The organism is Sphaerisporangium sp. NPDC005289, from assembly GCF_040607455.1.
Lineage (GTDB): Bacteria > Actinomycetota > Actinomycetes > Streptosporangiales > Streptosporangiaceae > Sphaerisporangium > Sphaerisporangium rhizosphaerae.
The window spans coordinates 119,747-146,439 of the sequence record NZ_JBEXGS010000004.1 but is presented as its reverse complement, the minus strand read 5'-3'; the positions used below and the strand labels follow the sequence as shown (position 1 = coordinate 146,439).

Below are 26,693 nucleotides of genomic sequence, written 5' to 3'. Positions count from 1 at the left end.
GTGATTGTCGGTCGGTGTGGCTAGTCTCCGCTCGTCCTTGTCGTCATCGACAGATGGGAAGACCGTGGGATTACCCAGTAGGGCTGGGCGTCGTATCGGAGGGCTGGCGAGCGTCGCGATCCTGGCATCCGGCGCTTTCGTCCCCTCCGCGCAAGCCGCATCCCAGCGTCCCTTTTCAGGTACGGCTTCCACCCCACTCGCATCGGCCGGCAATCCCGTACAGAAACTCACTCTCTCATTCGAGCGGACCACTGCGACGAAGTGCCCCGTGACCTTCAATGTCTACGGAACCTTCGAAGGACTCCCTCCGGGCCTGCAACTCATCCAATACCGCATCGTCGGCACCGAGCAATGGAAAGGCCTCAAATCCCCCGCCAAGCACAACGGCAGCTTCACAGCCCTGCTCGCGACGCTCGACTGGGAATGGGACGCCGAGACACCGACATCAGGTCAGACGTCGGTCCAGATCGAACTCCGGCAACCCGACGGTCTCACGTCGAACACGCTCTACTACTTCAAGTGCGGCATGCCCGACGCGGACGACACCTTCGGCGAGACCTCCGAGCCCATCGTTCGCACGCCCAGCGGCGGCCCGTTGGCCGAACTGGTCGCCGATGCCGACCTCGACGCCGTCCAGGCCCGGTCGGGCGCTGAGGCCGCCCTGGTCAGCAGGTACGGATTCCACCTGGACCTCGACGCGGGCCCGGTCACCTACGAGGAGGTGTTCGCGACGCTTCCTGCCGGGTTCGCGGTGGACGTGTGGGAGGTCACCGGCGCCGCGCTGAAGTCCGTCCTCGCCCACCCGAACGCGGAGGGCTGGGTGCTCACGCCGTCGTCCTCGCTCCGCTACACGTTGGAGGGCGGCGCTGTCACCGAGATGACGTTGAACGGCGTCCCGGTGACCGACGACCAGGTCATCAGAATCGCGGCCAACTACGTCCTGGTGGGCGGCTACGAAGGTTTCCCCCGATGGCCCGGAGTCACCAGCGTCTATCGCGGTGGCCCGGACGACAGAGGGGCCCTGGCCACCTATCTGGTGAAGAACTCACCGGTCAACGCACCGGCCGGCGACCGGGTCACCGTCCGCTGAGCACCACGTGAACGGATGGAGTCCACCCTCGCCCACGAGCAGTTCACGCGAACCGGCTCTGGCCGACCGAGGACCTGGAGGCGTTCGCTTTTCCCGGCCCTGAGGAGCAAGCCTGACCTGAGTCGACCCTGGGCCGTCGAGCGGCGACTCGACGGCCCAGGCAGCGCAAGCCGCACCACCTCGTCCGATGGACGATGCCTGATGTACCCGACTTGCAGAGCCGGAGCCCCTGCCTGGAGCGTGCGGTGACACTTCGCTCCAGGCATCAATACGTGTCGGGGCCACAGTGCGCGTGGCCGGGCGGGATACGAGCCGCGATCTGCTCACGGGCGTGCTCGCAGTCGGCGAAGCTGCGAGGGCAGGCGAGGGCGTGCTCGATCAGGTCCTTGGCCGCGCGTGCCCGCGTGATGCGCTGCTCCAGTCGGGTGACATGGTCGCGCAAGAGCTCTCGGTGATCCATGGGATCCGGTGTGGAAAGCAAAGTGTTCAGCTCTCGCAATCCCAGACCCGCCTCCTTCGCCATCTGGATCAGCGTCACCCGCACCAGAGCGTCCTGTCCGTAGCGACGTTGCCCGCCCACACGCCGCGCGGGCTCGATCAGGCCCCTGCTCTCCCAGTACCGCAGCACGTGTGTGGCCAGTCCGAAGCGTTCCGCCAACTCACCGATGGTCAGGTCCCCGCTTGACTTCATGTGTACATTAAGCGGCACCGTTCACCGCATGATCAAGCAATCCTTCGCGGTGACGCGAGTGGTCAACTCGTGCGTACTTCTCGAACTGGACGGCCACGCGGTGCTCACCGACCCGTGGTTCATCGATCGATGGTTCCTGCGCCGGGGCGAGCCGCTCGGGTTGCGCATCACCGATCTGCCGCCGCTGGCCGCCGTCGTCGTCACCAACCTGGCCGCCGACCACTGGGATCTCCGTGCGCTACGCATGCTCCCGAGCAAGACCTCCACACCGGTGTACGTGCCCACCTCGCGTATGGCGCGCCGGGCCAGAGCTCTGGGGTTCCGGCATGCCGAGCACGTTCGCTGGGGGCAGGTACGTGAGATCGCATCCGGGGTGTCGATGCAGGTCGTTCCCGCTGGGCGGACTCTGGTGTGGCCCAACAACGCCTACGTGTTCAGCACGGCCGGTACGCGCGTGTTCTTCGGCGGAGAGATCGCCGAGGTGGCGCCGCTGGAGCGGTACCGAACCGAGCATCCTCCGGTGGACGTGGCACTGCTCCCGGTGAACGGCCTGCGACCGCTGTTCGGGCCGCGCCTGGTGATGGGCCCAGCCCAGGCGGTGGCCGGGGCATGCGCGGTCGGCGCGGAGGTCCTGATCCCGGTGCATGACGCACACGGGCGTGATCCGCTCTCGGTGCTGTTCCGCACCACCGGCACCGCCTCGGAGGCGATGGCCTTGGCCGGGCCGGACCTGCGAGTGGTGAACCTGCCGACGGGCCGGCGCTGGGCGTCGCCGAGCTGAGTCTGTTCCTGCCGACCGCCGCGGCGGCGGTGGAGGCGACCCACGGCAGCCCGGCCAGGCTGACCGCCCACTTGGCGGTGAGCAGTACCCCCAGCCACCGTGGCGACCGGCGGCGGCCCGTCAGAGCCGCATCTGATCGCCCTCCCGGAGACACCGGTCGACGTCCTCGGCCGCCTGGCAGTGGCGGCAGGTTCCGCGCCGGCGCAGGCCGTAGGCGCAGGCGGCGGCGCCGAGTGCGGCGCCCCACACGATCCACAGCATGCTCGGCGCGTTGGCGCCCCACGAGGCGAGATCGACGCCCATCCGGACGTTCATCAGGCCGGCGGGTATCAGGACGACCGCGATGACGGACGCGGGGATCACGGCGAGCGCCGGCGGCACTCGCCGGCCCGCCTTGAACCAGACCCAGCGTGGGTAGACCTCGCCCCACCGGTGGACGAGCCCGTGGGTGAGGACGCATCCGAAGATCGACGCGATGGCGCAGCCGAGTCCCACCTCCAGCATGCCGGGCGTCTCCCGCATCATCCGCGCGAAGTCCTCGGGGATGCCGAGCGGGATTCCGAAATACCAGGCGATTCTGGTGACCTCGTACGGCACGGGCGCGGCGCACGCCACGTAGACCGCCCATCGGCCCCAGCGGCGCGCCGCGTCCGGCGTGGTCCACCGCCCGGTCACCGCGCCCCGCCGGCCGCAATGCGCGCACGCCCGCCTGGTACGCCTCTGGTAGGCGAGGGTCGCCAGGGCCCACAGCAGGCCACCGGCGAAGACGACGATCAAGTTCACCCGATGCCAGTACAGAATGTCCCCGATGCCGTCCTGCGGCCCCGGCACCCCGGTGAAGGCGAACACCAGCAGCACCGGGGCGAAGGCCACCAGCACGAGCAGGGTGTAGTCAGGGATCACCAGGGCGAGCGTCCCGGCCAGGGCCCAGCCGAAGACGACCAGCGCCGTACGGGTACCGCCTCGTCCCCATTCCCTGGTCATCGCCAGCGCGACCGTCGCGCCGACCAGTCCGATGACGGCCATGGCCGGAGCGACGATCCCGACCTGGCCGCCCTCCAGGATCGAACCCGTCGCATGCTCGTCGTCGACGGACGCGAACGGAAAACCGCCGCCGCCCAGCGCCCAGAAGAGCCCGAGCGCCGCATATGACAGCGACCACGCGGCCGCGGCGTATCCGGACCAGGCCGGCCAGTACCTCCACCAGCGGAGCATCTCCCCATCACATCCCAACGATCGTGTTCCGGAATCACGTCCGGACGCACCCGCGCCCGCAGGCATCCCAGGCGGCGCGAACCCTCGTCCACGGCCCTGTGCTCCTGAATTCAGCGTCGAGGAGACATGGGCCGTCGGCCCAGGTGCCGAACGGCATGGCCGAGGGGGATTCGGGCGGGTCAATGTGCCGTTCGGCACAAGCCGGGGAACGGCTTGGTACCTAGGCTCTGGGTATGCGCACACGACTCAGCGGAGCCCCGCGGTGGCGCCGGCGGGCCGGTGCGGCCGCCGCCGTCCTGGTGGCGCTGACCGGAATCGTCACCGCGCCCGCGTACGGCCCGCCGGCCACGCTGCCGATGTCCTTGACGATGGCGGCCGCGCTCGGGGTGCTCTCCGCCTGGCCGTACGACGGCCGCCGGATCGCGGCGGTCACCGGCGGGGCGGGCATCGTGTCGCTGGCCGCGACCGCCGGCGTCCTGCTGCTCAGCGGTGAACATCGAGCGGCAAGCTCTGCGACCGGCTGGATGGTCGGCGAGTCCGCGAGCCTGCTCGTGCTGGTCGTCCTGGTGGTGCGTACCGCGCCTGCCCGCCACGCGCTGATCGCCGCGGGACTGGCGGGGGCGGCCACGCCGGTCCTGCTGCTGCGGTTCGGGCTGGGGCCTGCGACCACCGCGGCGCTGGCCGGATTCGCCGTCTGGGGGCTGTCGGCGGCACTCGCGGCCACGGTCGGGCTCTACCTGCGCTCCTTGGACGACCATCGCGCCCGCTCGATACGCGCGGCGCGCCAGGCGCAACGCACGCAGCTCGCCCGCGACCTGCACGACTTCGTCGCCCATGACGTCAGCGGGATGCTCGCCCAAGCCCAGGCCGGCCGGATCCTCGCCGAACAGGATCCGCAGCGGGCGGCGGCCGCGTTCCAGCGCATCGAGCAGGCCGCGCTCCAGGCGCTGGCATCGATGGACCGGACCGTGCGGATGCTGCATGACGCGGACGATCTCGCGGCCGGGGAGTCGGCGGGCAGAACGCCGCTCCCGGCACTGGCGGACCTTCGAGATCTGGCCGATCGGTTCTCCGGCTCCGGCACCGCAGTGGTGGGCCTCGACATCGACGCGCGACTCGAAGACCCCGATGGCGTCCTGCCCCGGGAAGTGGCCGCCACGGCGTACCGGATCGTCGTGGAGGCACTGACCAACGTGCGCCGCCACGCGGTGACGGCGAGCCGGGTGGAGGTCACCGTCCGCCGTATCGTGGGTGACCTCACCGGGGGCGCCCTGGAGGTCACCGTGACAGACGACGCTCGAACCGGACCCGCATCCGACGGCGCCCGAACCGGACCCGCATCCGACGGCGCCCGAACCGGATCCCCATCCGACGACGCTCGAACCCGACCCGCACTTCCCGCCCACGTGCTCGGCACCGCGGGCCGCGGCGGCGGGTTCGGCCTGGCCGGCCTGACCGAACGCGTCGAAGCGCTCGGCGGCGAGCTGGCCGCCGGCCCCCATGCTCCGCACGGATGGCGTGTCACCGCCACCATGCCGCTGGCCGCCTCGCTCCACGGCGAGGACATCCGGCCGGTGACAGCATGACCGGCGGGGACATCCGGCCGGTGACGGCATGACCGGCGGGCCGATCCGCGTTCTGGTCGCCGACGACCAGGAGAACATCCGCAGCGCGTCCCGGATCATCCTTGACGCCCAGCCGGACATGACCGTCGTCGCCGAGGCCGCCTGCGGGGCGACCGCCGTCGAACAGGCCCGCCATCTGCGCCCGGACGTGGTGCTCGCCGACATCCGGATGCCCCGCGTCGACGGACTCGAGGTGACCCGCCTGCTCGCCGGGCCACAGGTGGACGACCCGATCCGTGTCGTGGTCGTCACCACCTTCGACCTCGACGACTACGTCCACACCGCACTGCGCAACGGCGCCTGCGGCTTCCTGCTGAAACGCTCCAGCCCCACCCTGCTCGCCGAAGCCGTCCGCGCGGCCATGTCCGGTGACACCCTCATCAGCCCGCAGATCACCGTACGGCTCCTGCGCGCCTTCACCGCGCCACCGCCGCCCACGTCCGACCGCGCCGACCGCACGCGGCTCACCGATCGCGAAGTCCAGATCACCCGCCTGGTCGCCCAAGGTCACACCAACGCCGAGATCGCGACCGTCCTGTTCATCTCGCCCGGCACGGTCAAGAACCACATCGCCGGCATCCAGCGCAAGCTCGGGGCCCGGAACCGCGTCGGCATCGCCGCCTGGGCCTGGGCCACCGGCCACGCCACCCCGTGACCGCGCTCGCCCGCCACCACATTCGCACGCCGTACGGCTCACATCCGGTGCCAGCGGGCCTCCGCGAAGCAGTAAACGGCGAACAGCACCAAGCCGACGGCGATCACGACGAGCAGCCATGGACCGATCGGGGTATCAGCGAGCGACTTGAGCGCGCCGTCGATGCCGACCGCCTTGTCGGGGTCGTACGTGAGGGCCGCCTGGCCGATCAGCGCGCCGGCGGCGAGAGCGATGACGCCACGGGCGACATAGCCGACCTTGCCGATGTTGACCACGAGAGCGTGGGCGCGCGGCTCGGCCACGTGCATGTCCCGCATGAACTTCCCGGTCCACCCCTCGTGAATCCAGGACACGCCGAAGCCGATCAAGGCAAGCGCTATCAGGGCGACCAGGATCTGGCCACCGGGCAGGTCGAACAGCGCCTTGGCGGCATCCTGCGACTGGCTGTCGGTCGAGGAGGCGGCCTTGTTCTGGGTGAGCAGGGCCACCATCGAGAACACAAGGGCGATGTAGACGGCGGCCTTGGCGATGGACTCGACGCGGTAATGGACCTCGGGCCGACCCCAGATGGCCTCGGAGACGTGCCAGATCGTCAATGCGGCCAGGCCGACGGCCATGACCCAGAGCAGAGTGTCACCGAGAGGCGCGTCGCGCACGATGTGGATCGCACTACTCTTGTCGGCCTCCCCGCCTCCGCCGTAAGCGATCTGGAGAGCGGCCAGCCCGATGATCGCGTACAGGACGCCGCGGGAGGCAAATCCGACTTTGGCGAGTTTCTGCAGGACGGGGTGGTCGGCCATTCGCCGGGCCGCACCCTCCAGCCGCCGGCCGGCCTGCTTCGCGGTCGACATCGAGGTTCCTCTCGGATAGCAGGTCGGTCTGGCTGCTGACCTGGACCGGGTCGGTCAAACGTGCGATGTTCGTACCCACTTCCCGCCATATAACCAATGTGCCGGTTAGTGGCCGACTCATTCGTGCAGACGCCGCGAAAGCGCGCAATCCACCACGAGAACGGCCACTGCGCCCGCGCCCCTCGTCCTCCTCGTGCAGTTCGCGTGTAGACCCGCGACCAGCCGTGCCAGCATGGTCGGCATGCTCGCGATCATGGCGCGAACGGAGGACGGTCACCGGCACGTCCCGTGCCGCCGATGGCGCAGTAGCCGTTGGGGTTCTTGTACAGGTGGGGGTGACCGCACCTGTGTGGTCGGTCATGCGGACACGACATCCCGCGTTGGGTGCGGGGGCGGAGCCCCTGCCTTGGGGTTTGGAGCGGGAGCCCCAAAAACACAGTCCGAGCGAAGCGAGGGCTATTTCGTGTGGACCCGCACACATGACTGCGGACCACACCCGATGGGTGCGGTCCGCAGTTCGATGGATCAGGCTTCGCCGGTGGTCAGACCGATCGGGCAGGAGACCCCGTGCCGCCTATGCCGCAATACCCATGCGGCACCTTACATAGGTAATGCGGTGCAAGCGCCGCGCATCGGGCCATAGATCTGCTGGCAGATGCCGCTGCAACCTCGTGATCGGGGCACCACGGACGCCCCTGTTCGGGAGATACCCGTCCTCCGTCGGCGGCGGAGGACGGGTGTTCTCCGAACGCGAAGGGGGCAGGGCACGTGAGGTCAAGAGCGCGACCTCAGAAGGAACCTCAAGGTTTGGGGCGTAGCCCTCAATGAATACGGTCCGAGCGAAGCGAGGGCCATTTCCACGGCGGAGCCCGCCACTAGGCGGGGCGGGCTCCAAGATCAGGCGCGACTTCCGAGTAGGACCCGCCACTCGTGGGATCGGGCTCCGAGATCAAGCCTCGCCGGTGGTGAGGCCGATGGGGCAGCTCACGCCGGTGCCAACGAGCGTGTATCTATGTGCCCCATGCGGAAAGCTGTGATCTACTGCGGGATCAGCCAGGACCGTGCGGGCGCTGGACTCGGCGTCGCCCGCCAGGAAGCCGACTGCCGGACACTGACCGAACGCCGAGGCTGGCAGGTAGTGGACGTCTACTCCGACAACGACGTCAGCGCCTACTCCGGCAGTCCCCGCCCCGCGTGGCGAAGACTGCTTGAGGACATCGAAACCGGCACGGTCGACGCCATCGCCTGCTGGCACGTCGACCGACTGACACGATCCCCCCGCGAACTCGAAGACGTCATCGACCTGGCCGACGACTCGAGATTTAGCCTCGAATCCGACACCTCGGCACTGAACCTTTCCGATAACCTCCAAGTGTGGGACATACGTTCGATGGTCGAGGCATGGCTCTACCGATGCTAAGCATCCCCGCAGGTCACCCAGCACACCGGACCACGGGAGCGCCGCTCTCCTAATGCGGTGTTTCTCAGGGTGAAGCGTTGACGTAGGAAGCCGCTGTGCCGGCTCGCGCTCGGCCAGGGCAAGCTCCGCTCGGCTCGGCGGTCCACCCTGGCGCCAGATCGACGCGGCCCAGATGCTTCAGCACTCCGCGAGCGAGAATGTACGCGTCCGCGGCGACGCGGCAAGCAGCCCGGCGAGCGTCGGGCCGGCCGTCGTTGTCCAAGACCAGCCGTTCGGCGTCTGCTGATGAGCAGCGGCGCCTCACGCATGAGAATCGAGTATCTGTTGTGCGAGCTCATCCAGGCGTCGCGGGCCGCGCTGATGCGTTCGGCCACCTGCTCGACGTCGGGCGGCTCGGCATCCGGGGTCAGGGTCTTGTAGGTGAAGATGGCCCGCTCGATAGCACCGACTTGGGGACGGCCGGGATCGTGGTCGTCGCGAGGGCTCTCCCCCAACAGGACCGCCGTCCGCACTCCAAGGACCTTGGCTATCTCTCGCAGCAGCGGCAGAGACGGCGTCCGCTTGCCCTGCTCAAGCAACTCGATGTGCCCGGGTAGTGCAGCCGGCCTGCGTCGCCAGCCCGGTGGTGCTCATCCCAAGCCGCTCGCGCTGATGTCGGATCATGTGCCCCGTGCCGGCGTCATTCATCAGCCCTGACTTTCCTGAAGCCTCGACAACCTCAGGCTAAGAGCTCCTAACGCAATGAGGTGAGGCGTCGCCAGCAGATGAGGGCGCAGGCCAGGCTAAGGAAGGCCTGGTGGATGTCAGCGCGGACTTCCCAGCGGATGCGCAGGCGTCGGAAGGCGTGTAGTAGGGCGAAGGTCTGTTCAACGACGTAGCGGTGTTTGCCTAGGCCGGACCCGTGTGCGGTGCCGCGGCGGGCGATGAGTGGCCGGATCTGCAGCTTGCGCACCAGGCGGCGATACTTGTCGTGGTCGTAGCCGCGATCGGCGAGTACAACGTCGGGGCGCCGGCGGGGGCGGCCGCGTTTGCCACGCACTTTCGGGATGGCCTGCAGGAGCGGGATGAGCTGGGTGACGTCGTTGCGGTTGGCGCCGGTGAGGATGACAGCCAGCGGGATGCCGGTGGCGTCGATGATCAGATGGTGCTTGCTGCCGGCCCGTCCGCGATCGACTGGCGACGGGCCGGTCTGCGGCCCCCTTTTAACGCCCTGATCTGGGAAGAGTCCACCGCAGCTCGGGAGAGGTCGAGCGCGTCCGCCGCCCGCAGGCGGTCAGCAGCAGCTCGTGCAGGCGCTGCCAGACCCCGGAGGCGTTCCACTCGGCCAGGCGCCGCCAGCAGGTCATGCCCGAGCCGTAGCCCAGCTCCTGCGGCAGATGCTCCCAGGCGATCCCGGTGTGCAGTACGAACAAGATGCCCTGCAACGCCAGGCGATCATCCAGCCGTTTGCGCCCCGGATGCCGGAACCGACGCTGGTGCTTGGGCAGCAGCGGCTCGATCACCGCCCACAGCTCGTCGCTGACCTCCCACGGCTTCAGCCGTGCCACCTGCTTCCCCTCTCGCTTGGCTGCAGCGAGAGATCAAACCACAACAAAGATCATTCTGTTAGGAGCTCTAAGGCGGAGAGCCATGCTCACGCGAGGTTCTAGATTCATGTCGTCGTCCGGACCCGGCCGCCCCTCGTGACCGGCTCGGCTGAAATCCCGACCGCCGACACGGCAGGTGATCAGCGCATCAGGGCCAGGCAGCAGGACGGCTCACGCCGGCGAGTCGAGCGCGAGCCGTACAGCGAGATCTCCGGAAGCTACTCCTCGGTCGGAACCAGGCCCGTCGGGCAAGCGGCCACTGGGATGGGTCACCTGCGTTGACACTGGTGCCGCCGAAGTAGCCGTTGATGGAGGCACTATAGGAGTGGTTGTAGCTTCTGGTCCGCAGATGCGTCATGACCTACGATGCCTCGACTTGAGGTAGTCGTGCACCCACTTCTTGCTGCTGCGCCACATGCCGTCGTCTCCCTTGACCGCACGGAGTCGTCCCCGTGCGGCGGCCACGCGAAGTGCGTTTTCGGTGACGTCTCGCGTGGCGAGAGCCGGTAGTGGTACGAGCTTGACCGGACCGGCCACCGCTGGCATGACAAAGCGGTACAGATTCGTCGTCACACTGCGTGCGATGAGTTCGCCCAACGGGCCGAACTCGTCATTGTCAGCTCGGCGCATCGCCTGAAGGTACTTGTCGCGATCGCGCTTGTAGATGATCGCGGGCGGGTATCCGATTCTGCCAAGTATCAAGTTGAGCACCAGGCGGCCCGTCCGTCCGTTGCCGTCGAGGAACGGGTGTACCTGCTCGAATCGGCTATGAATACGGGCCAAGCGTTCGGGGAGGGCTTCGTCGGACTCGTCCCGAAGGCCGTCAACCGTCTTCACCCAGTCCTGCATCCGGGGATCCACTTCCGGCCATGACGGCGGCTTCATGCCCCCGGGGAACCTGGCGATCTCGTGTTGTCGGAAGTTTCCCGGCCCCTCGGCGGGGGTGGCATGCGGGTGAGGATCTACAGCCCACACGAGCGACATGGCGGTGTGGTGGATCTGACGAATCTCCTGGAGCGTGATGAGTTCGCCGTTCTGCCAGTCTCCCGGCTCCAGTGCCTGCCCATACACCCACTTCGCTGCATCACCGTACCCCCTCACCTCCATGTAGTCCCTGAGCGGCTTCGCACCTACAGCCCGCCCCTCCTCGAGGAGCTTCTCCACCTCCTGCAGGACAAGGGTGTTGCCCTCGATCGCAGTACTGTTGTGGGCCTCCTGGTGCCAGATGTCGGACCAGATGTCCTCCGCCTCGGCGGGCGAAGGCAAACCGCCCAAGCGGTCACGGAGCTCTCGAACGGCCTCGTCAAGGCGCAGATATACGGTCGCCCTGGACGGCCTCCCCGGTCCAGACACCGGTGCCTCCCGTGATTTTGTTCGGCTAAGCCAAAGTAACTGTACCGAACAAATTTGCCCTTGTTGTTCGCCTCGGCCGAACCAATCGAACCGAACAACTCGCCGCGCCGGGCCAAGGCAAAGCCAGACGTCCGAGGCGGCCAGGCGCCTGGCTGACAACGCCATCACGCCGTGGGCTCCTCCGCCCACGACGAGACCTCCGAGCTGGCCTGACCACCACCCGGAGGTCTCAGCATCCCGGCTACTCCTCCACAGAGGTCGTCAGCCCGGTCAGGCACCAGGCCGAAGGGTCACCTGCGTTGACGCCGGTGCCGCGGATGCCGCAGTGGCCGTTCGGCACCTTGAACAAATATTGCTGGTGCTAGCGATTCTCCTCGGGCAACAATTCGCGGCCGAGCTCGGTCGAGAGGTCTTGCTCGGATGTCTCTGGAGAAACCCCGGGGGTGTACGTCCTCGGATCTTCTTTCAGCAGGCCCCCGAGGGCAAGACCGCCAAAAACCGCCTGCACCTGGGCGTACGCGCCGCACCCGGCCTGCAAGGCGACGAGCGGATGGCCGCCCTCGAAGCGGAGTGCAAGCGCCTCGTCGGTTTCGGCGCCACCCGCTTGCGCCGCGACGAGCCGGCGCCTCCTCCCAGCGCGGACTACATCGTGATGGCCGATCCGGAGGGATACGAGTTTTGCTTGCACTGAACGACGGGGAACTTCACCCCGGTGAGGTCTTCGGAGACGGCCCACAGCCGCTGCTGGACGGCTACCTCGTACGACTCCGGGCTGGAGGTGACCAGCCCGGGGTGGCCCATGACCTCGAAGCGTCCGCCGGGACCGTAGTACTGGCCGCCGAGCACGGCGGGGTCGGTGGCGGCGCGCAGGGTCGGCAACGCACCCATGGCCGGCGTCTGGGTGATCAGCGGCGCGAGCCAGGTGAGCGGAAGCCTGATGGCCGCGGGGGTGTTGCGGGCGAGCTCGGTGCTGGAGACACCGGGGTGCGCAGCCACCGCGATGGTGGTGCCGTGCGCGGCGAGCCGGCGCTGCAGCTCGTATGTGAACATCAGGTTGGCCAGCTTGGACTGACCATAGGCGGCGACCCGGCTGTACGACCGCTCCCACTGCAGGTCGTCGAAGTGGATCGCGGCCCGGATGCGGTGGCCGGTGCTGCCGACCGTGACCACGCGCGAGCCGGGCACCGGCAGCATCAGGTCCAGCAGCAGCCCGGTGAGCGCGAAGTGGCCGAGGTGGTTGGTGCCGAACTGCATCTCGAAGCGGTCCCTGGTGGTCTGCTTCGGGGTGTACATGACGCCGGCGTTGTTGATCAGCAGGTCGAGCCTGTCGAGCCGAGACTGCAGCGCCGCCGCCGCGGCGCGGACGGAGTCGAGCGAGGTCAGGTCCAGCGCCTGCACGGTCACGTCGCCGGTCATGCGGGCCGCGGCCTGCTCGCCCTTCTCGACGTTGCGCACGGCGAGCACCACGGACGCCCCATGCTCGGCGAGCGCCTTCGCGGTCTCGTACCCCAGCCCGGTGTTGGCACCGGTCACCACGGCCACCCGCCCACGTTGGTCCGGAATGTTCGCCGTCGTCCACTTCTCGCTCATGCGAGGCTCCTAGGTAACGTACCGAAGGTATCTTGTGCCGACAACGCTAAGATACTCGCGGTACGTTGTCAACGTACCGGAGGTACTTAAATTAGACTGGCAGCCATGGCTTTCCAGCGGGCGCGAACCGAAGAGCAGCGGGAGATCCGCCGACGGGCGATCCTCGACATGGCGTCGGCGATGCTCGACGAGATGCCCGTGACCGCGGTCACCCTCAACGAGCTCAGCCGCCGGGTCGGCCTGGCGAAGCCGAACGTGCTGCGCTACTTCGAGTCTCGCGAGGCGGTGCTGCTGGAACTGCTGGACCGATTCCTGCAGGAGTGGCTGACGGAACTGGCGGGCGAGTTGGCCGCTGGCATCGACGCGATTCTCCCCATGGCGGTGCGAGCGGAAGCGGTGGCAGAGATCCTCAGCCGCTCACTCTCCAGTCGAGCGGTGCTGTGCGACCTCTTCGGCGCCCAGGGCAGCGTGCTGGAACACAACGTCTCCGTCGAGGTCGTAGCACGCTACAAGCGCGCCTCCCTGGACCGCCTGACAACCATGTCCGCCCTGATCCAGAACTACCTGCCGGAGCTGGGCGAGAACGCAACACTGTTCAGCCTGCAAACCATGGTCATGGCCGGTGCGCTGTCGGCGTACAGCACACCCCCACCCAGCCTGCAGGCGGCCTACCAGGCCGAGCCCGATCTGGCCCGCTTCCACTTGGAGCTGAAGGACTCCTTGGAGCTGGCCCTGACCGCAACCCTCCTGGGCGTGCTGCCCCGCCGCTGACCTGCCTTGCACAGGACAGGTCCTGGAGCCTCGATCCTCGGTCGGAACCAGGCCCGTCGGGCAGGCGCCCCCCTGGATGGGTCACCTAGCTTGACGGCGGTGCCGCCGATGCCGCAGTAGCGAGCCGCCCTGCCGCACCACTGGATACGGCCGCCCTATTGCTATAGAGATCGGCAGGTCTGCCATGAGATGAGCGGCAGAACGGCCATCAATATCTCGGCGAATCTGCCATGAGAGATGCGGCAAATCTGCCACACGTAGAGGTGAGCCCGCCTATCCTGAGCCAGTGGACACCGATGAGCTGACGGTCTTCCCCCGGCGTGCGGAAGCCATGGCTGTGGAGGCACTGGTCGACACCCGGGTCGTAGTGATCAATGGTGCCAGGCAGGTCGGCAAGAGCACCCTGGCCCAGGCGATCGTGCACAGGACGCCGGGATCACGGGAGATTTATCTGGATCAGGCGGCGGTGCGCGCTGCGGCACGACAGGACCCTGACGGAGTCGTCCACCATGACGGGCTCATGCTCATCGACGAGGTCCAGCGCGTACCCGACCTCCTGCTCTCCATCAAACGCGAGGTGGACGCCGACCCTCGCCCAGGACGCTTCCTGCTGACAGGCTCGGCCCGGCTACTTGGCCTACGTGATCTTCCCGACGCACTTCCCGGCCGATCCGAGACGATCGAACTCTGGCCGCTCTCCCAGGGGGAAATCGAGCGCAGCGCCGACGGATTCGTGGATGCGGCGTTCCAGAAGGGACCTGACCTCGAGATTCCGAGATCCCGACTCCGCAGAGCCGATTACCTTGACCGCGCACTACGGGGCGGATACCCGGAAGCGGTCCACCGTCCTACACATCGGAGAAGGGCACGGTTCTTCGAGTCCTACATCTCCGATCTGATCAACCGGGACGTTAAACAGGTCTCCGATATTGAGCGGCCCGCGGACATGCGGCGCTTGCTGAACGTTCTCTGTGGACGCATGGGCGGGCTGACAGTGATCGACAACATCAGTCGTGACCTCGGACTTCCGCGCAACACCGTGAAACGGTACGTCGACCTGCTCGACCTGGTTTATGTCATCAGGCGGATACCGGCCTGGTCGTCCAATGCCACGACACGTGCGGTCGCGACCCCCAAGCTACTGATCGTGGACTCCGGACTGGGGGCACACCTGGCAGGCCTCACCCCAGCCCGGACTACCGGCATAACCGCCCCAGTGGGTCCCCTTCTGGAGAACTTCGCCCTGGGCGAGCTGGCTCGCCAACTGACATGGGCCGAGGAGCCCGTACGCCTCTACCACTATCGCGACCGAGACAACGTCGAGGTCGACGGCATCCTGGAACGAGCATCCGGCGAAGTCGTCGGCATCGAGGTCAAGGCGGCCGAAACCGTACGAGCAGACGACTTCAAGGGACTCCAGCACCTGGCCCGCAAACTCGGTGACCGCCTGATCGCCGGCTTCGTCCTCTACGCGGGTCAAGAAACACTCCCATTCGGGGACCGAATGCGGGCCCTGCCACTGTCCGCGCTGTGGGAAGCGGCCCCAGCCTCCTGACCCGATCGGGCACCACGCCGAAGGGTCACCTGCGTTGACACCGGTCCCGCCGATGCCTCAGTGGCCGTTGGGGCAGACGGCAGTTGCGTACGCTACAGCTCGAGAGATGCCTCTGGCTCGGATAGGTTCGTGCCTACTCTGGAACCATGGATTTCGACGATGATGCCGGCGCCGGCACCGAGGACGCTCTCGATGAGCCGCAGCTTCCTCGGCACCTCGCCGCTCTGGTCGGTGCTCTTCAAGGGCCGGCAGACCTTGGCGTCCATCATGACTGGTATCTCACCTATCCTCACCGCGAGGAGTCCGACGGAGCGATCATCGCGTGATCCTCTGTGACACGGGTCCCTTGGCCGCCACGTTCAACAGAGCAGACAAGGATCACGCCCGCTGCGTGCGATTCCTCGCACAGAACTGGACCAGACTCGTCGTACCTTCGCTCGCGGTGACAGAGATCTGTCACCTGCTCTCCGATCCGATTCGTGGTAGTGCCGCTCGACCGCTATACGCTGAAAGACGGCGCAACAGGGAATGTCGTCCTATGACCCACGGTGTTTCCGTTGGACCTCCCGGGCTCTTCCAGAAGCTTGGTCTTGGGCGCGAGGTTCGGTTCGACAACATTGCCTTTGCGTGCCTGCTGACACTGACCGTCCTGCCATATCCGACAGCCTCAAGCTGGAGCCGCGAGCACCCGGAGCATGACGGTGCGCAGTGCGTTGGCCGCCTCGGAGCGCGACATCCGACCGGCGTCGACCTCTTCGCCCGCAGCGTGACCGATCTTGATGATGACCGCGGCGAGCCAGTCGGACGGGAGTCGGTTGTCGAACTCTCCGCTCTCCTGGCCGCGCTGGATCACTCGATTGATCCGATCGGCGACGGGTGAGTGGCGCTCCTGGTCGACCTGCGGGCTCACCGGGAGGGAACCGATTCGCTTAGTAAGGACGGGATACCGCTCTGCGGTCCGGGCGCCGGCCTGAAGTACGCGCATCAATGCGTCCGCTGCGGGTCCGATGTCCGGCTCAGCCGCGTCCATCGCCGCAATGGCATCCTCGGTAATCCGGTCGACGACGGCCGCCATCAGATGCTCCCGCGATGGGAAATGGGCGTAGATGGTCTGTCGGGTCATCCCGGCAGCGATGGCGATGGTGTCGAGGCTGGCATCTGGCTGCGCGTCGAGCAGTTGGACCGCCGCATCGAGGATGGCGAGCCTGTTGCGGCGGGCATCGGCACGGCGGTTACGCATCGGCGACGGACTCATCTCTTACACCTTGCCAAACTTCTTGGAAGACTTATATGTTACAGCTCGTAAAGGTTACGTAGAAACTGCAGCCTGGTGGGGGTAACATGCGCGGGCTCGATCGCACCAACCCAAAGCAGTTCATAGCCGACTTCTTTACCTACTTCATGACCGACCTGGTGTGCGGCAGCGAGGACGTGGCGCTCATCGTCGACCGCTACCACACACCAGACATCGTCCAGATCGCCGACGGCACCCGGATGGACCGGACCAAGCTCATCGCGCACGCCCGTCCGGCACATAAGCATCAACCCAGTGCTCGCTGGGAGGTACACGAGGCAATAGCCGACGGGGACCGGATCGCCGCCCGCTACACCCTGCACTTCCAGAGCCGGAAGCGGGAAGGCCGTATGGAGGTGCACTTCTTCGGGCAGTTTGCCGACGACGGGCGGATGCGACAGGCGCACATGCTCACCCGGTTCGTTCCGGTCAAGGCCGAGGACATTGCAGAAGCCGGGGCAGGCACCCAGGTCAGCTCGGGACAGCCGGCGACGGAGACGTCCCACCGTAGGCAGATATCGTCATGACCGTAACTACCTACACCGTGATCGGGATGGCCTGCGGACACTGCGCGGACTTCGTCACCCAGGAAATCGAACGCATCTCGGGCGTTACCACCGTGGCGGTGGACATCGAAGGCGACACTGTCACGGTGACCAGCGACCGGAGGCTCGACATCGCCGAAGTACGCGCTGCAGTCGAGGAAGCCAGCTACGAACTAGCTGATGCGCCAGGCGATCACCGCACCGGGGTCAGGCAGCAGGACGGCTCACGCCCGTGAGTCGCGGAGAGGTCACCCAGCTTGGCCTTAGTAGCCGTTAGGTTCTTGTACAGATGGTGGTGACCGCACCCTGTGTAGTCGGCCATGCGGACACGAGACCCCGGGTGCGGGGCGGAGCCCTGCCTTGGGGTTTGGGGCGGGAGCCCCAAGAGACACAGTCCGAGCGGAGCGAGGGCCATTTCCGGGCGGACCCGCACACATGACTGCGGACCACACCCCGATGGGTGCGGTCCGTAGTTCGATGGATCAGGCTTCGCCGGTGGTCAGACCGATCGGACACGAGACCCCCGTGCCGCCTATGCCGCAATACCCATTTGGCACCTTATACAGGTACTGCTGGTGATAGTCCTCGGCATAGTAGAAGGTGGGGGCCGGGGTGATCTCGGTGGTGATGTCGCCGTAGCCGGCGGTGGTGAGGACCTGCTGGTAGGCGTCGCGGGAGGCCTCGGCGGACTTCTCCTGGGCGGGGCCGTGGGTGTAGATCGCGGAGCGGTACTGCGTGCCCACGTCGTTGCCCTGGCGCATGCCCTGGGTGGGGTCGTGTGCCTCCCAGAAGACCTTGAGCAGCTCCTCGTAGGAGACCTTGGCCGGGTCGAAGACGACGCGGACGACCTCGGCGTGGCCGGTGAGGCCCGTGCAGACCTCCTCGTAGGTCGGGTTGGGCGTGTGGCCGCCCTGGTACCCCACCGAGGTGGAGACGACGCCCGGGGTCTGCCAGAACTTGCGCTCGGCGCCCCAGAAGCAGCCCATGCCGAACTCGGCGATCTCGGTCCCGTCGGGGTACGGCGGGGCCAGCGGCGCGTCGAGGACCGCGTGCCGCGCGGGCACCGGTATCACCTCGGCGCGGCCGGGGAGTGCCTCCTGCGGCGTTACCATCGAAGTCTTGTTCTTGCCGAAGAGCCAACCCATCGTGCACCTCCGTCGGACACTCTTTGCACACTAGGCAACCACCGGCGACCGGTGAATGTTCCTGGCGTAAGCATCTCTTAAGATCTGGCTCAGAGATCCTTATTTGTGGTAAAGGCTGCCAGCAGCGAAGATAGGGTACATGCCTGATTCGCGCCGCGGTGTCCTGTATGGCGTAGCCGCCTACACGATGTGGGGCCTGTTCCCCCTTTACTGGCCCCTGTTGAAGCCGTCCGGTGCCGTCGAGATCCTCGCCCACCGCGTGGTGTGGTCGCTGGTGGCCGTGATCGCCGTACTCGCCGTACGGCGCCACTGGTCCTGGTTCCGCGAGCTGGCCAGACAGCCGAGGAAGCTGCTCCTGCTGACGCTGGCGGCCGTGACGGTCTCGGTGAACTGGGGCGTGTACATCTACGCGGTGAACGCGGGGCACGTGGTCGAGAGCGCGCTTGGGTACTTCATCAACCCTCTGGTGAGCGTGCTGTTCGGAGTGCTCGTCTTCCGGGAACGGCTGCGGCCCTGGCAGTGGACGGCCGTGGGGCTCGGCGCCCTGGCCGTGATCGTGCTCGCGGTCGACTACGGCCGGCCGCCCTGGATCGCCCTGGTGCTCGCGGTCAGCTTCGGCACCTACGGGCTGATCAAGAAGGCGGCGAACGTGGGGGCGGCCGAGAGCCTCACCGTGGAGACGCTGGTGCTGCTGGTGCCCGCGCTGGCCTACCTGGCGTTCCTCCAGTCGCAGGGGACGGCCACCTTCGGCGCCGCGGGCCTCGGCCACGCCGCGCTGCTGGCCGGCGGCGGCGTGGTCACCGCGATTCCGCTGATGTGCTTCACGGCCTCCGCGATCCGGGTGCCGCTCAGCGTGATCGGGCTTCTGCAGTACATCGCGCCCATCCTGCAGTTCCTGTGCGGCGTCCTGGTGGCGCACGAGACCATGGCGCCCAGCCGCTGGGTCGGATTCGCGATCATCTGGCTGGCGCTGGCGGTGTTCAGCTGGGAGGGACTGCGCCACGCCCATGCGACCCGCCGCGCCGCCACCCCCGCCCCGGCGCTGGAGACCGTCTGACACTTCCCAGGACCGGGCGTCGGCCCCTTCGACTCCCCCAGCTTGTACGCCGGACCGTCTGGCACTCCCGGGACAGGGCGCCGGAAGATCTGCACTTCCCAGGACCGGGCGTCGGAGCCTTTCTGGACAGGACGTCCGGCGGGGCGAAGTGGCTCCGCCGGCCCGTGTCCATGGCTCCTACATCGCCGGAGGTAGCCGTCCGGGCGCGGGTACGTCCCTGGCGGTACGACGGACGCCTCGGCCGGCGGACGACGGGCCCTCCTCCCGCGAGAGAGCATCGACGGGACCCGAGGGAGGGACCCGATGGCAGATCGCCTTTTCCGGTTCGGCGTCGTCGCCGCCACGGCGCGCGGCGCCGATGAATGGACCGCGCTCGCGCGCCGCGCCGAGGACCTGGGGTACGCGACATTCCTCACGCCGGACACGCTGGACACCCTGCCGCCCCTGCCCGCGCTCAGCGCGGCCGCGGCGGCGACGTCGACCATCGGGCTGGGCACGTTCGTCCTGTCGGTCGCCAACCGGCGGCCCGAGCAGCTCGCGTGGGAGGTCGACGGCCTGAGCTTCCTGTCCGGCGGCCGGTTCGAGCTGGGCCTGGGCGCCGGCCGGCCGGACGCCGAGCGGGACGCGGCCCGGCTCGGCGTGCCGTTCGGCACGGTGGACCAGCGCATCAGGAAGCTGGAGGAGGTCATCCGCCAGGTCCGCACGTGGCACGACTCCACGAAGGCGCCGTCGGCGGGCGCGGACCGCGCCGGTGCCGGCGGGGCCGGGCCGCGGGTGCTGATCGCGGCGGGCGGGGCGCGCATGCTGGGCTTCGCCGCCAGGAACGCCGACACCGTCGCCCTGGGGCTGCCGCCCTCGACCACCGAGGACGGGCTCGGCGAGCCCGTGCGGCTGGTCCGGCAGGCCAGTGACGACTTCGACCGCCTGGAGCTCAGCCTCGGGCTGCACGTGGTCGGGGACGAGGTGCCGCCGTGGCTGGCCGACAAGATGGGCCCCGACCTGCCGGAGGACTCGATCGCCGTCCTTTCCGGCTCCCCGCGGCAGATGGCCGACCGGCTGCTGCGCCGCAGGGACGTCCACCAGATCTCCTACATCACGGTGAACGCCATGTACGCCGACAAGCTCGCGCCGGTCGTGGACCTGCTCAGCGGAACCTGAGCCAGGCCCGACCGGCCTGGCTGGTGGGTGGCCTAGCGCACTCTCCACGAAAGTTCGCCAGGTCGGGCACCGTAGGCCGGCGCCGGCATCGCCGTACCACGACCCGCCGACGCGGCGCCGATCACATCCAGCACCCGCCGGGTGGAGCCGGCCCGGCGAAGATAGGTGGTCACCGCACTAGCGGACCCTGCGGCGCCCGCGCGCCCGCGCGCCCGCCGAGGCGGGCGAAGGCCATCGTCGGCAGCAACGCCCCCAAGGTGGTGACGGCTACGGCGCCCGCGCGCCCGCCGAGGCGGGCGAAGGGTCAGCCTGAGCGGTCGGCGACGTAGTCGCAGAGGGAGAGCAGGGCGGCGCGGGCGGGGATGTCCGGGAGGGTCATCAGGTCGTCGCGGGCCCGGCCGATCCAGGACATCAGCTCGGCGCGTGCGCGCACCATGGCCTGGTTGGCGCGCAGCAGTTCGACGGCCTCGGCGACGTCGTCCTCGGCCACCGGGCCGGACAGCAGCTCGCGCAGCCGGGCGTCCTGCGAGTCGGTCGAGGCCAGGACGTACAGGACCGGCAGGGTGCGGATGCCCTCGCGCAGGTCGGTGCCGGGGGTCTTGCCGCTCTCCCCCGCCGTGGAGGCGACGTCGAGCAGGTCGTCCCGGAGTTGGAAGGCCACGCCGATGGCCTCGCAGGCGCTGGTGAGGCGGTCGACGACCTCGGGGGTCGCTCCGGAGAGCAGGGCGCCGAACCGGCCGGAGGTGGCGATGAGCGAGCCGGTCTTGTCGGCCAGCACCTCGATGTAGTGGGTGACTGCGTCCACACCGGGCCGCGGCCCGATGGTCTCGCGGATCTGCCCGCGGACCAGCCGGGAGAACGTGCGGGCCTGGATGCGGACCAGTTCGGGCCCGAGGTCGGCGAGGATCTCCGACGCCTGGGCGAACAGGTAGTCGCCGGTGAGGATGGCGACCTTGTTGTCCCACAGGGCGTTGGCGGACGCCGAGCCGCGCCGGACCCTGGCCTCGTCCATGACGTCGTCGTGGTAGAGCGTCGCCAGGTGGGTCAGCTCGATGACCACGGCCCCCGGAATCACACCGGGGGCTCTGAAGTCACCGAAGTGCGACGCCAGCAGCACGATCATCGCTCGGAAGCGCTTGCCGCCCGCCTCGATCAGGTGCTTGGACGCCTCCGCGACGAAGGCGTCCTGGCTGTCGGCGGACGTGCGGAGCATCTTCTCCACGGCGTCGAGGCCGCTGGCGACATCCGCTGCCAGCCCCTCGTCGATGAATGGCAGGTCGACTACGGGCGGCGCGGCCATCAAGCATTACTCCTAACGAACGAACAGCGACTGCGCGGCCGAGTGCGCGAGGTCGAGCACCGGCTGCGGGAAGACCCCGAGCACTACGGTAGCCGCCGCCGAGAGCGTGACCACAGCCGCGGTCCCCATGCTCGGCACCGCGATGGTCGGACCCTCGGGCGAGGGGTCGCTGAAGAACATCAGGACGATCACGCGGACGTAGAAGAACGCGGCCATGGCCGAGGTCACGACACCCACGATGACGAGCTGAACTGCTCCGCCCGAGACCGCGGCGGCGAACACGGCGTACTTGCCGAAGAACCCGGAGGTGAGCGGGATGCCGGCGAAGGCCAGCAGGAAGAGCGCGAAGATGCCGGCGAGCAGCGGGGAGCGCTTGCCGAGGCCGGCCCAGCGGGACAGGTGCCCCGCCTCGCCGCCGGGGTCGCGCACCATGGTCACGACGGCGAACGCGCCGACCGTGGCGAAGCCGTAGGCGACGAGGTAGAACAGGATGCCCGACAGGGCGCTGGCGTTCTGCGCCGACTTGCCGGTGGCGACGACCGCGGTGAGCAGGAAGCCGGTGTGCGCGATCGACGAGTAGGCCAGCATCCGCTTGATGTCGGTCTGGGTGATGGCGAGCACGGCGCCGACGACCATCGTCAGGATGGCGATGACCCACAGCACCGGGGTCCACTCGGTGTCGAGATTGCCCAGCGCGACCCAGAACACCCGCAGCAGCGCGCCGAACGCGGCGATGAGCGTGCCGGAGGCCATCAGCGCGGTGATCGGCGTGGGCGCGCCCTGGTACACGTCCGGCTTCCACGCCTGGAACGGCGCGGCGCCGATCTTGAACAGCAGGCCGACGCCGAGCGTCGCGGCACCCATGTACAGCAGGCTGTCCTGGCCGCCGACGGTGGCGAGGGCGTCGGAGATGGCCTTGAGGTCCACCGACCCGGCGAACCCGTACAGCAGCGCGGTGCCGTACAGGAAGAACGCCGAGGAGAAGGCGCCGAGCAGGAAGTACTTCATGGCCGCCTCCTGCGAGAGCAGGCGGCGGCGGCGCGCCAGGCCGCACAGCAGGTACAGCGGCAGGGACATGACCTCAAGGGCCACGAACATGATCAGCAGGTCGTTCGAGGCGGGGAAGAGCATCATGCCGCCGACGGCGAAGAGCACCAGCGGGTAGATCTCGGTGTGGGCGCCGCCCTCGGAGATCGCGCGGTCCTCCTCGGCGCTGCCGGGCACGGCCGCGGCCTGGGCGACGAAGTTGTCGTCGTCGTTGATCAGCAGGACGCTGACGATGGCGAGCAGCAGGATGGCGCCCCAGATGAACAGGGACGGCCCGTCCACGGCGATGGCGCCCATGGCGGCGGCGTTGCGCACGCCTTTGACCGCCTGCCAGACGGTCAGCGCGAACGCGCCGGCCATGGACAGGACGGTGATCGGCATCTGGATCGACTTGCGCAGGTAGCGGGGCGTGAACGCCTCGACCAGGACACCGATCATCGCCGCGCCGAAGACGATGAGCATCGGCGCGAGCTCACCGTATTCGATCTTCGGCGCCTCAATCGCGGCGGCGGCGAGCGAGCTCACTGGCCTGCCCCCTTCTTCTCAGCGGTCGCGGGTATGGCGGGGGTGAACTGCGGCGCCTGCACGCTGGTGAGGGTCTGGTGGACCGCCGGGTTGATCACGTTGAGCAGCGGTCCGGGGAAGAACCCGAAGCCGATGAGCAGCGCGAGGAGCGGGACCACGACGACCTTCTCGCGGAGGTTCAGGTCGGGGAGCGCCTTGACCGACTCGGCGGTCGGCCCGGTCATCATGCGCTGGTACATCCACAGGATGTAGATGGCCGCCAGGACCATGCCGATCAGCGCGATGATGCTCGGCACGATGAAGCGCTCGTAGGTGCCGATCAGGACGAGGAACTCGCTGACGAAGGTCGACAGGCCCGGCAGCGACAGCGACGACAGGCCGGCGACCAGGAAGGTGCCCGCCAGCACGGGGGCGACCTTCTGGACGCCTCCGTAGTCGGCGATGTACTGCGAGCCTCTGCGGTTGATCAGGAAGCCCGCGAGCAGGAACAGCGCGCCGGTGGAGAACCCGTGGTTGACCATGTAGAGCGTGGCGCCCGAGCCGGCGTCGGCGGTCATCGCGAACACGCCCATGGTGATGAAGCCGAAGTGCGAGATCGAGGTGTAGGCGATGAGCCGCTTCATGTCGGTCTGCCCGATGGCCACGATGGCGCCGTACACGATGCCGATGACGCTGAGCGCGATCACCAGCGGCGTGAAGAACTTGGCGGCGTCGGGGAACAGCTCCAGGCAGAAGCGGAGCATGCCGTAGGTGCCGACCTTGTCCAGCACGCCGACGAGCAGGACGGCCGCGCCGGCGGGCGCCTGGGCGGCGGCGTCGGGCAGCCAGGTGTGGAAGGGCCACAGCGGCGCCTTGACGGCGAAGGCGATGAAGAAGCCGAGGAACAGCCACTTCTGCGTCGTCGGGTCCTTGATGACGCCGATGAGCTCGGGCTGCAGGAAGGTGCCCTTGGCCGCGATGGAGTACAGCGCGATCACGGCCACCAGCATGAGCAGGCCGCCGAACAGCGAGTACAGCAGGAACTTCACGGCCGCGTAGGACCGCTGCGCCCCGCCGTAGGACCCGATCATGAAGTACATCGGGATCAGCATGGCCTCGAAGAACACGTAGAACAGGAAGACGTCGGTCGCCGCGAAGACGCCGATCATCATCGCCTCGAGCACCAGGATGAGCGCGAAGTAGGTCTTGACCGACCGCTTGGCGTCGGGCCGCTCGGCGTCGTGCCAGGAGGCCAGCACCACGATCGGCACCAGCACCACCGCGAGCGCGATGAGCACCAGCGCGATGCCGTCGACCGCGACGGCGTAGTGGACGCCGAACGACGGGATCCAGGAGTGGACCTCGCTGAACTGGTCGCGGGCCCCCGACGGCTTGAACTGGGCCGCCATGGCCAGCGTGAGCACCAGCACGACGAGCGAGACCGCGAGCGTGAGCTGCTTGGCGAGCTTGTCGTTGCCCTTGGGCACCGCCGCCACCGCCAGCGCGCCCACCACGGGCACGCCCATCAGGATTGAGAGCCAGGGCATCACAGGTTCCCTACGACGAACCATGCGCCGACCAGGAGGGCGGCACCGAAGAATATCGACAAGGCGTACGACCGGACGAAGCCGGTCTGGACGCGGCGCAGGCGCCCGGAGGTGCCGCCGATGAGCGCCGCCAGCCCGTTGACCAGCCCGTCGACGCCGCGGTTGTCGAAGAACACCGCGAGCCGGGTCAGCCACTGGCCGGGGCGCATGAACAGCGCCTCGTTGATCGCGTCGCCGTACAGGTCACGGCGGGCGAAGACGGTGAGGATCGACCCGCGCGGGGCGACGGCCGGGACCTCGGCCCTGCCGTAGCGCATCCAGGCGTAGGCGACGCCTACCGCGACCACCGCGAGCGTCGCCAGGCCGGTGACGCTGAACGGGTGGAAGCTCGGCAGCTCCTCGGGACGGCCGACGGCCGGGGCCAGGAACTCCATGAACCGGTTGCCCACGATGAGGAACGCGCCGCCGAACACCGAGCCGATCGACAGCAGGATCAGCGGCCAGGTCATGACGGCCGGAGACTCGTGCGGGTGGGCGCCGGACTCCCAGCGGGGCTTGCCGTGGAAGGTCATGAAGAACAGGCGCGACATGTAGAAGCCGGTGATGCCCGCGCCGATCACGGCGAGCCAGCCGAGGATCGGGTTGTGCTCCATCGCGGTCTCGATGATGCCGTCCTTGGTCCAGTAGCCGGACAGCAGCGGGAAGCCGATGATCGCCAGGTAGCCGAGCCCGAAGGTGGCCCAGGTGATGCGCATCTTTCCGGCCAGGCCCCCGTACTTGCGCATGTCGACCTCGTCGTTCATGGCGTGCATGACCGAGCCGGCGCCGAGGAACATCGAGGCCTTGAAGAAGCCGTGGGCGATCAGGTGGGCGATGGCGAAGGCGTACCCGACCGGGCCGAGCCCGGCGGCGAGCATCATGTAGCCGATCTGCGACATCGTCGATCCGGCCAGGGCCTTCTTGATGTCGTCCTTGGCGGTACCGATGATCGCACCGGCGAGCAGCGTGGCGACGCCGACGATGGTCACGACGAGCGCCGCGGTCGGGGCTCCCACGTAGATCGGGCCGGAGCGCACCACCAGGTAGACGCCGGCGGTGACCATGGTGGCCGCGTGGATGAGGGCCGAGACCGGGGTCGGGCCCTCCATCGCGTCGAGGAGCCAGGACTGCAGCGGGAGCTGGGCCGACTTGCCGCACGCGCCGAGCAGCAGCGCGAGCCCGATGAGGGTCAGCGTGCCCTGCGACGCCTGCGGCACGTGGGACAGGACCGGGCCGAAGGCCACGGTGCCGAACGTCGTGAAGATGACGAAGACGCCGAGCGCGAGGCCCATGTCGCCGACGCGGTTGACGATGAAGGCCTTCTTCGCCGCGGCCGCCGCCGAGGGCTTGTGCTGCCAGAAGCCGATGAGCAGGTAGGACGCCAGGCCCACGCCCTCCCAGCCGACGTACAGGCCGAGGTAGTTGTCGGCCAGCACCAGCAGCAGCATCGCGGCGACGAAGAGGTTCAGGTAGGCGAAGAACCGCCGCCGGTTCGGGTCGTGCGCCATGTAGCCGATCGAGTAGATGTGGATCAGCGACCCGACACCGGTGATCAGCAGGGCGAACGAGATCGACAGCGGGTCCAGCAGCAGGCCCATCTTGACGTCGATGGAGCCGCCCGGCAGGAAGTCGTACAGCTCCACCACGCGGCGGCGCTGGTCGGCCCCGAAGCCGAGCAGTTCGAAGAAGACGAGCACGGCCACCACGAACGACGCCAGCGACATGACGACGCCCAGCAGGTGGCCCCAGCGGTCGGTGCGGCGGCCGCCCAGCAGCAGGATCGCCGCGCCCAGCAGGGGCAGGGCGATCGTCAGCCAGGACAGGCCGATCACTCCACCGGAGTGCTGGACGATCTCAGCAGCGGTTTCCACGGC

General features: G+C 68.2%; 24 protein-coding genes and 1 pseudogene. 13 read left to right on the top strand and 12 right to left on the bottom strand.

What is annotated here, in order from left to right:
• Positions 1-268 precede the first annotated feature (268 nt).
• Entirely contained in the window at positions 269-1,090 is an 822-nt protein-coding gene (locus ABZT47_RS09075) for a 5'-nucleotidase (RefSeq protein ID WP_354837893.1), read from the top strand.
• A 265-nt stretch (positions 1,091-1,355) separates the two neighbouring features.
• Here ABZT47_RS09075 and ABZT47_RS09070 read toward each other — a convergent pair whose 3' ends face one another.
• Positions 1,356-1,781 carry a MerR family transcriptional regulator gene (locus tag ABZT47_RS09070; RefSeq protein ID WP_354837891.1) on the bottom strand — a complete coding sequence of 142 codons (426 nt, stop codon included), beginning with the start codon at positions 1,779-1,781 and terminating at the stop codon, positions 1,356-1,358.
• 28 nt (positions 1,782-1,809) lie between these two features.
• Between ABZT47_RS09070 and ABZT47_RS09065 the strand changes: the two genes are divergently transcribed.
• A complete protein-coding gene (locus ABZT47_RS09065; RefSeq protein ID WP_354837889.1) occupies positions 1,810-2,562 on the top strand; it encodes an MBL fold metallo-hydrolase in 753 nt (250 codons plus the stop codon).
• A 120-nt stretch (positions 2,563-2,682) separates the two neighbouring features.
• On the opposite strand, the gene ABZT47_RS09060 is transcribed toward ABZT47_RS09065, so the two are convergent.
• Entirely contained in the window at positions 2,683-3,777 is a 1,095-nt protein-coding gene (locus tag ABZT47_RS09060) for a hypothetical protein (RefSeq protein ID WP_354837887.1), read from the bottom strand.
• 233 nt (positions 3,778-4,010) lie between these two features.
• Between ABZT47_RS09060 and ABZT47_RS09055 the strand changes: the two genes are divergently transcribed.
• The gene (locus ABZT47_RS09055; protein WP_354837885.1) at positions 4,011-5,363 is read left to right on the top strand and encodes a histidine kinase; all 1,353 of its coding nucleotides are present in this window, start codon (positions 4,011-4,013) and stop codon (positions 5,361-5,363) included.
• 28 nt (positions 5,364-5,391) lie between these two features.
• Entirely contained in the window at positions 5,392-6,057 is a 666-nt protein-coding gene (locus ABZT47_RS09050) for a response regulator transcription factor (protein WP_354837883.1), read from the top strand.
• A gap of 38 nt (positions 6,058-6,095) precedes the next feature.
• Here the strand turns inward: ABZT47_RS09050 and ABZT47_RS09045 are convergent, their stop codons facing one another.
• Positions 6,096-6,908, bottom strand: a complete 813-nt coding sequence (locus tag ABZT47_RS09045; RefSeq protein WP_354837881.1) for a DUF1206 domain-containing protein — start codon at positions 6,906-6,908, stop codon at positions 6,096-6,098.
• 1,021 nt (positions 6,909-7,929) lie between these two features.
• Between ABZT47_RS09045 and ABZT47_RS09040 the strand changes: the two genes are divergently transcribed.
• A complete protein-coding gene (locus tag ABZT47_RS09040; RefSeq protein ID WP_354837879.1) occupies positions 7,930-8,328 on the top strand; it encodes a recombinase family protein in 399 nt (132 codons plus the stop codon).
• A gap of 733 nt (positions 8,329-9,061) precedes the next feature.
• Here the strand turns inward: ABZT47_RS09040 and ABZT47_RS09035 are convergent.
• Both ABZT47_RS09035 and ABZT47_RS09030 read right to left on the bottom strand, forming a co-directional pair.
• Positions 9,062-9,866: pseudogene (locus tag ABZT47_RS09035) on the bottom strand (IS5 family transposase).
• Positions 9,867-10,268: 402 nt separating this feature from the next.
• A complete protein-coding gene (locus ABZT47_RS09030; protein ID WP_354837877.1) occupies positions 10,269-11,189 on the bottom strand; it encodes a Fic family protein in 921 nt (306 codons plus the stop codon).
• A gap of 403 nt (positions 11,190-11,592) precedes the next feature.
• Here ABZT47_RS09030 and ABZT47_RS09025 point away from each other — a divergent pair, with 403 nt between their 5' ends.
• Positions 11,593-11,958: a VOC family protein gene (locus ABZT47_RS09025; RefSeq protein ID WP_354837875.1), complete on the top strand. Its 366-nt coding sequence runs from the start codon at positions 11,593-11,595 to the stop codon at positions 11,956-11,958.
• Here ABZT47_RS09025 and ABZT47_RS09020 read toward each other — a convergent pair.
• Complete coding sequence (locus ABZT47_RS09020) at positions 11,910-12,857, bottom strand: SDR family NAD(P)-dependent oxidoreductase (RefSeq protein ID WP_354837873.1); 948 nt, start codon at positions 12,855-12,857, stop codon at positions 11,910-11,912. The two genes, ABZT47_RS09025 and ABZT47_RS09020, sit on opposite strands and share 49 nt — an antisense overlap.
• A gap of 105 nt (positions 12,858-12,962) precedes the next feature.
• On the opposite strand from ABZT47_RS09020, the gene ABZT47_RS09015 reads away from it, so the two are divergent.
• The 3 genes from ABZT47_RS09015 to ABZT47_RS09005 all read left to right on the top strand — a co-directional run bounded on the left by ABZT47_RS09015 (position 12,963) and on the right by ABZT47_RS09005 (position 15,509).
• Positions 12,963-13,628: a TetR/AcrR family transcriptional regulator gene (locus tag ABZT47_RS09015; protein WP_354837871.1), complete on the top strand. Its 666-nt coding sequence runs from the start codon at positions 12,963-12,965 to the stop codon at positions 13,626-13,628.
• 286 nt (positions 13,629-13,914) lie between these two features.
• Complete coding sequence (locus ABZT47_RS09010; RefSeq protein ID WP_354837869.1) at positions 13,915-15,183, top strand: ATP-binding protein; 1,269 nt, start codon at positions 13,915-13,917, stop codon at positions 15,181-15,183.
• Positions 15,184-15,329: 146 nt separating this feature from the next.
• Positions 15,330-15,509 (top strand): hypothetical protein, encoded by a 180-nt coding sequence (locus tag ABZT47_RS09005; RefSeq protein WP_354837867.1) that lies wholly within the window; start codon positions 15,330-15,332, stop codon positions 15,507-15,509.
• Between the two features lie 341 nt (positions 15,510-15,850).
• Here the strand turns inward: ABZT47_RS09005 and ABZT47_RS09000 are convergent, their stop codons facing one another.
• Complete coding sequence (locus tag ABZT47_RS09000; protein WP_354837865.1) at positions 15,851-16,438, bottom strand: TetR/AcrR family transcriptional regulator; 588 nt, start codon at positions 16,436-16,438, stop codon at positions 15,851-15,853.
• Positions 16,439-16,524: 86 nt separating this feature from the next.
• On the opposite strand from ABZT47_RS09000, the gene ABZT47_RS08995 reads away from it, so the two are divergent.
• Positions 16,525-17,004, top strand: a complete 480-nt coding sequence (locus ABZT47_RS08995; RefSeq protein ID WP_354837863.1) for a nuclear transport factor 2 family protein — start codon at positions 16,525-16,527, stop codon at positions 17,002-17,004.
• Complete coding sequence (locus ABZT47_RS08990) at positions 17,001-17,258, top strand: heavy-metal-associated domain-containing protein (RefSeq protein WP_354837861.1); 258 nt, start codon at positions 17,001-17,003, stop codon at positions 17,256-17,258. The genes ABZT47_RS08995 and ABZT47_RS08990 overlap by 4 nt, the downstream gene beginning before the upstream one ends.
• A gap of 246 nt (positions 17,259-17,504) precedes the next feature.
• Here ABZT47_RS08990 and msrA read toward each other — a convergent pair whose 3' ends face one another.
• Positions 17,505-18,167 carry a peptide-methionine (S)-S-oxide reductase MsrA gene (gene msrA / locus ABZT47_RS08985; protein ID WP_354837860.1) on the bottom strand — a complete coding sequence of 221 codons (663 nt, stop codon included), beginning with the start codon at positions 18,165-18,167 and terminating at the stop codon, positions 17,505-17,507.
• Between the two features lie 139 nt (positions 18,168-18,306).
• On the opposite strand from msrA, the gene rarD reads away from it, so the two are divergent.
• Together rarD and ABZT47_RS08975 are read left to right on the top strand one after the other, a co-directional pair.
• Positions 18,307-19,224 (top strand): EamA family transporter RarD, encoded by a 918-nt coding sequence (gene rarD, locus ABZT47_RS08980; protein WP_354837859.1) that lies wholly within the window; start codon positions 18,307-18,309, stop codon positions 19,222-19,224.
• A gap of 303 nt (positions 19,225-19,527) precedes the next feature.
• Positions 19,528-20,382 (top strand): LLM class flavin-dependent oxidoreductase, encoded by an 855-nt coding sequence (locus ABZT47_RS08975; RefSeq protein ID WP_354837858.1) that lies wholly within the window; start codon positions 19,528-19,530, stop codon positions 20,380-20,382.
• A gap of 304 nt (positions 20,383-20,686) precedes the next feature.
• Here ABZT47_RS08975 and ABZT47_RS08970 read toward each other — a convergent pair whose 3' ends face one another.
• The 4 genes from ABZT47_RS08970 to nuoL are packed head-to-tail and all read right to left on the bottom strand — an operon-like array spanning position 20,687 to position 26,690.
• Positions 20,687-21,682 (bottom strand): polyprenyl synthetase family protein, encoded by a 996-nt coding sequence (locus ABZT47_RS08970; protein ID WP_354837856.1) that lies wholly within the window; start codon positions 21,680-21,682, stop codon positions 20,687-20,689.
• A 12-nt stretch (positions 21,683-21,694) separates the two neighbouring features.
• On the bottom strand, positions 21,695-23,254 hold the full coding sequence (nuoN, locus tag ABZT47_RS08965; protein ID WP_354837854.1) for an NADH-quinone oxidoreductase subunit NuoN: 1,560 nt from the start codon (positions 23,252-23,254) through the stop codon (positions 21,695-21,697).
• On the bottom strand, positions 23,251-24,780 hold the full coding sequence (locus ABZT47_RS08960; RefSeq protein WP_354837852.1) for an NADH-quinone oxidoreductase subunit M: 1,530 nt from the start codon (positions 24,778-24,780) through the stop codon (positions 23,251-23,253). The genes nuoN and ABZT47_RS08960 overlap by 4 nt, the downstream gene beginning before the upstream one ends.
• A complete protein-coding gene (gene nuoL, locus ABZT47_RS08955; protein WP_354837850.1) occupies positions 24,780-26,690 on the bottom strand; it encodes an NADH-quinone oxidoreductase subunit L in 1,911 nt (636 codons plus the stop codon). The genes ABZT47_RS08960 and nuoL overlap by 1 nt, the downstream gene beginning before the upstream one ends.
• Positions 26,691-26,693: the final 3 nt, after the last annotated feature.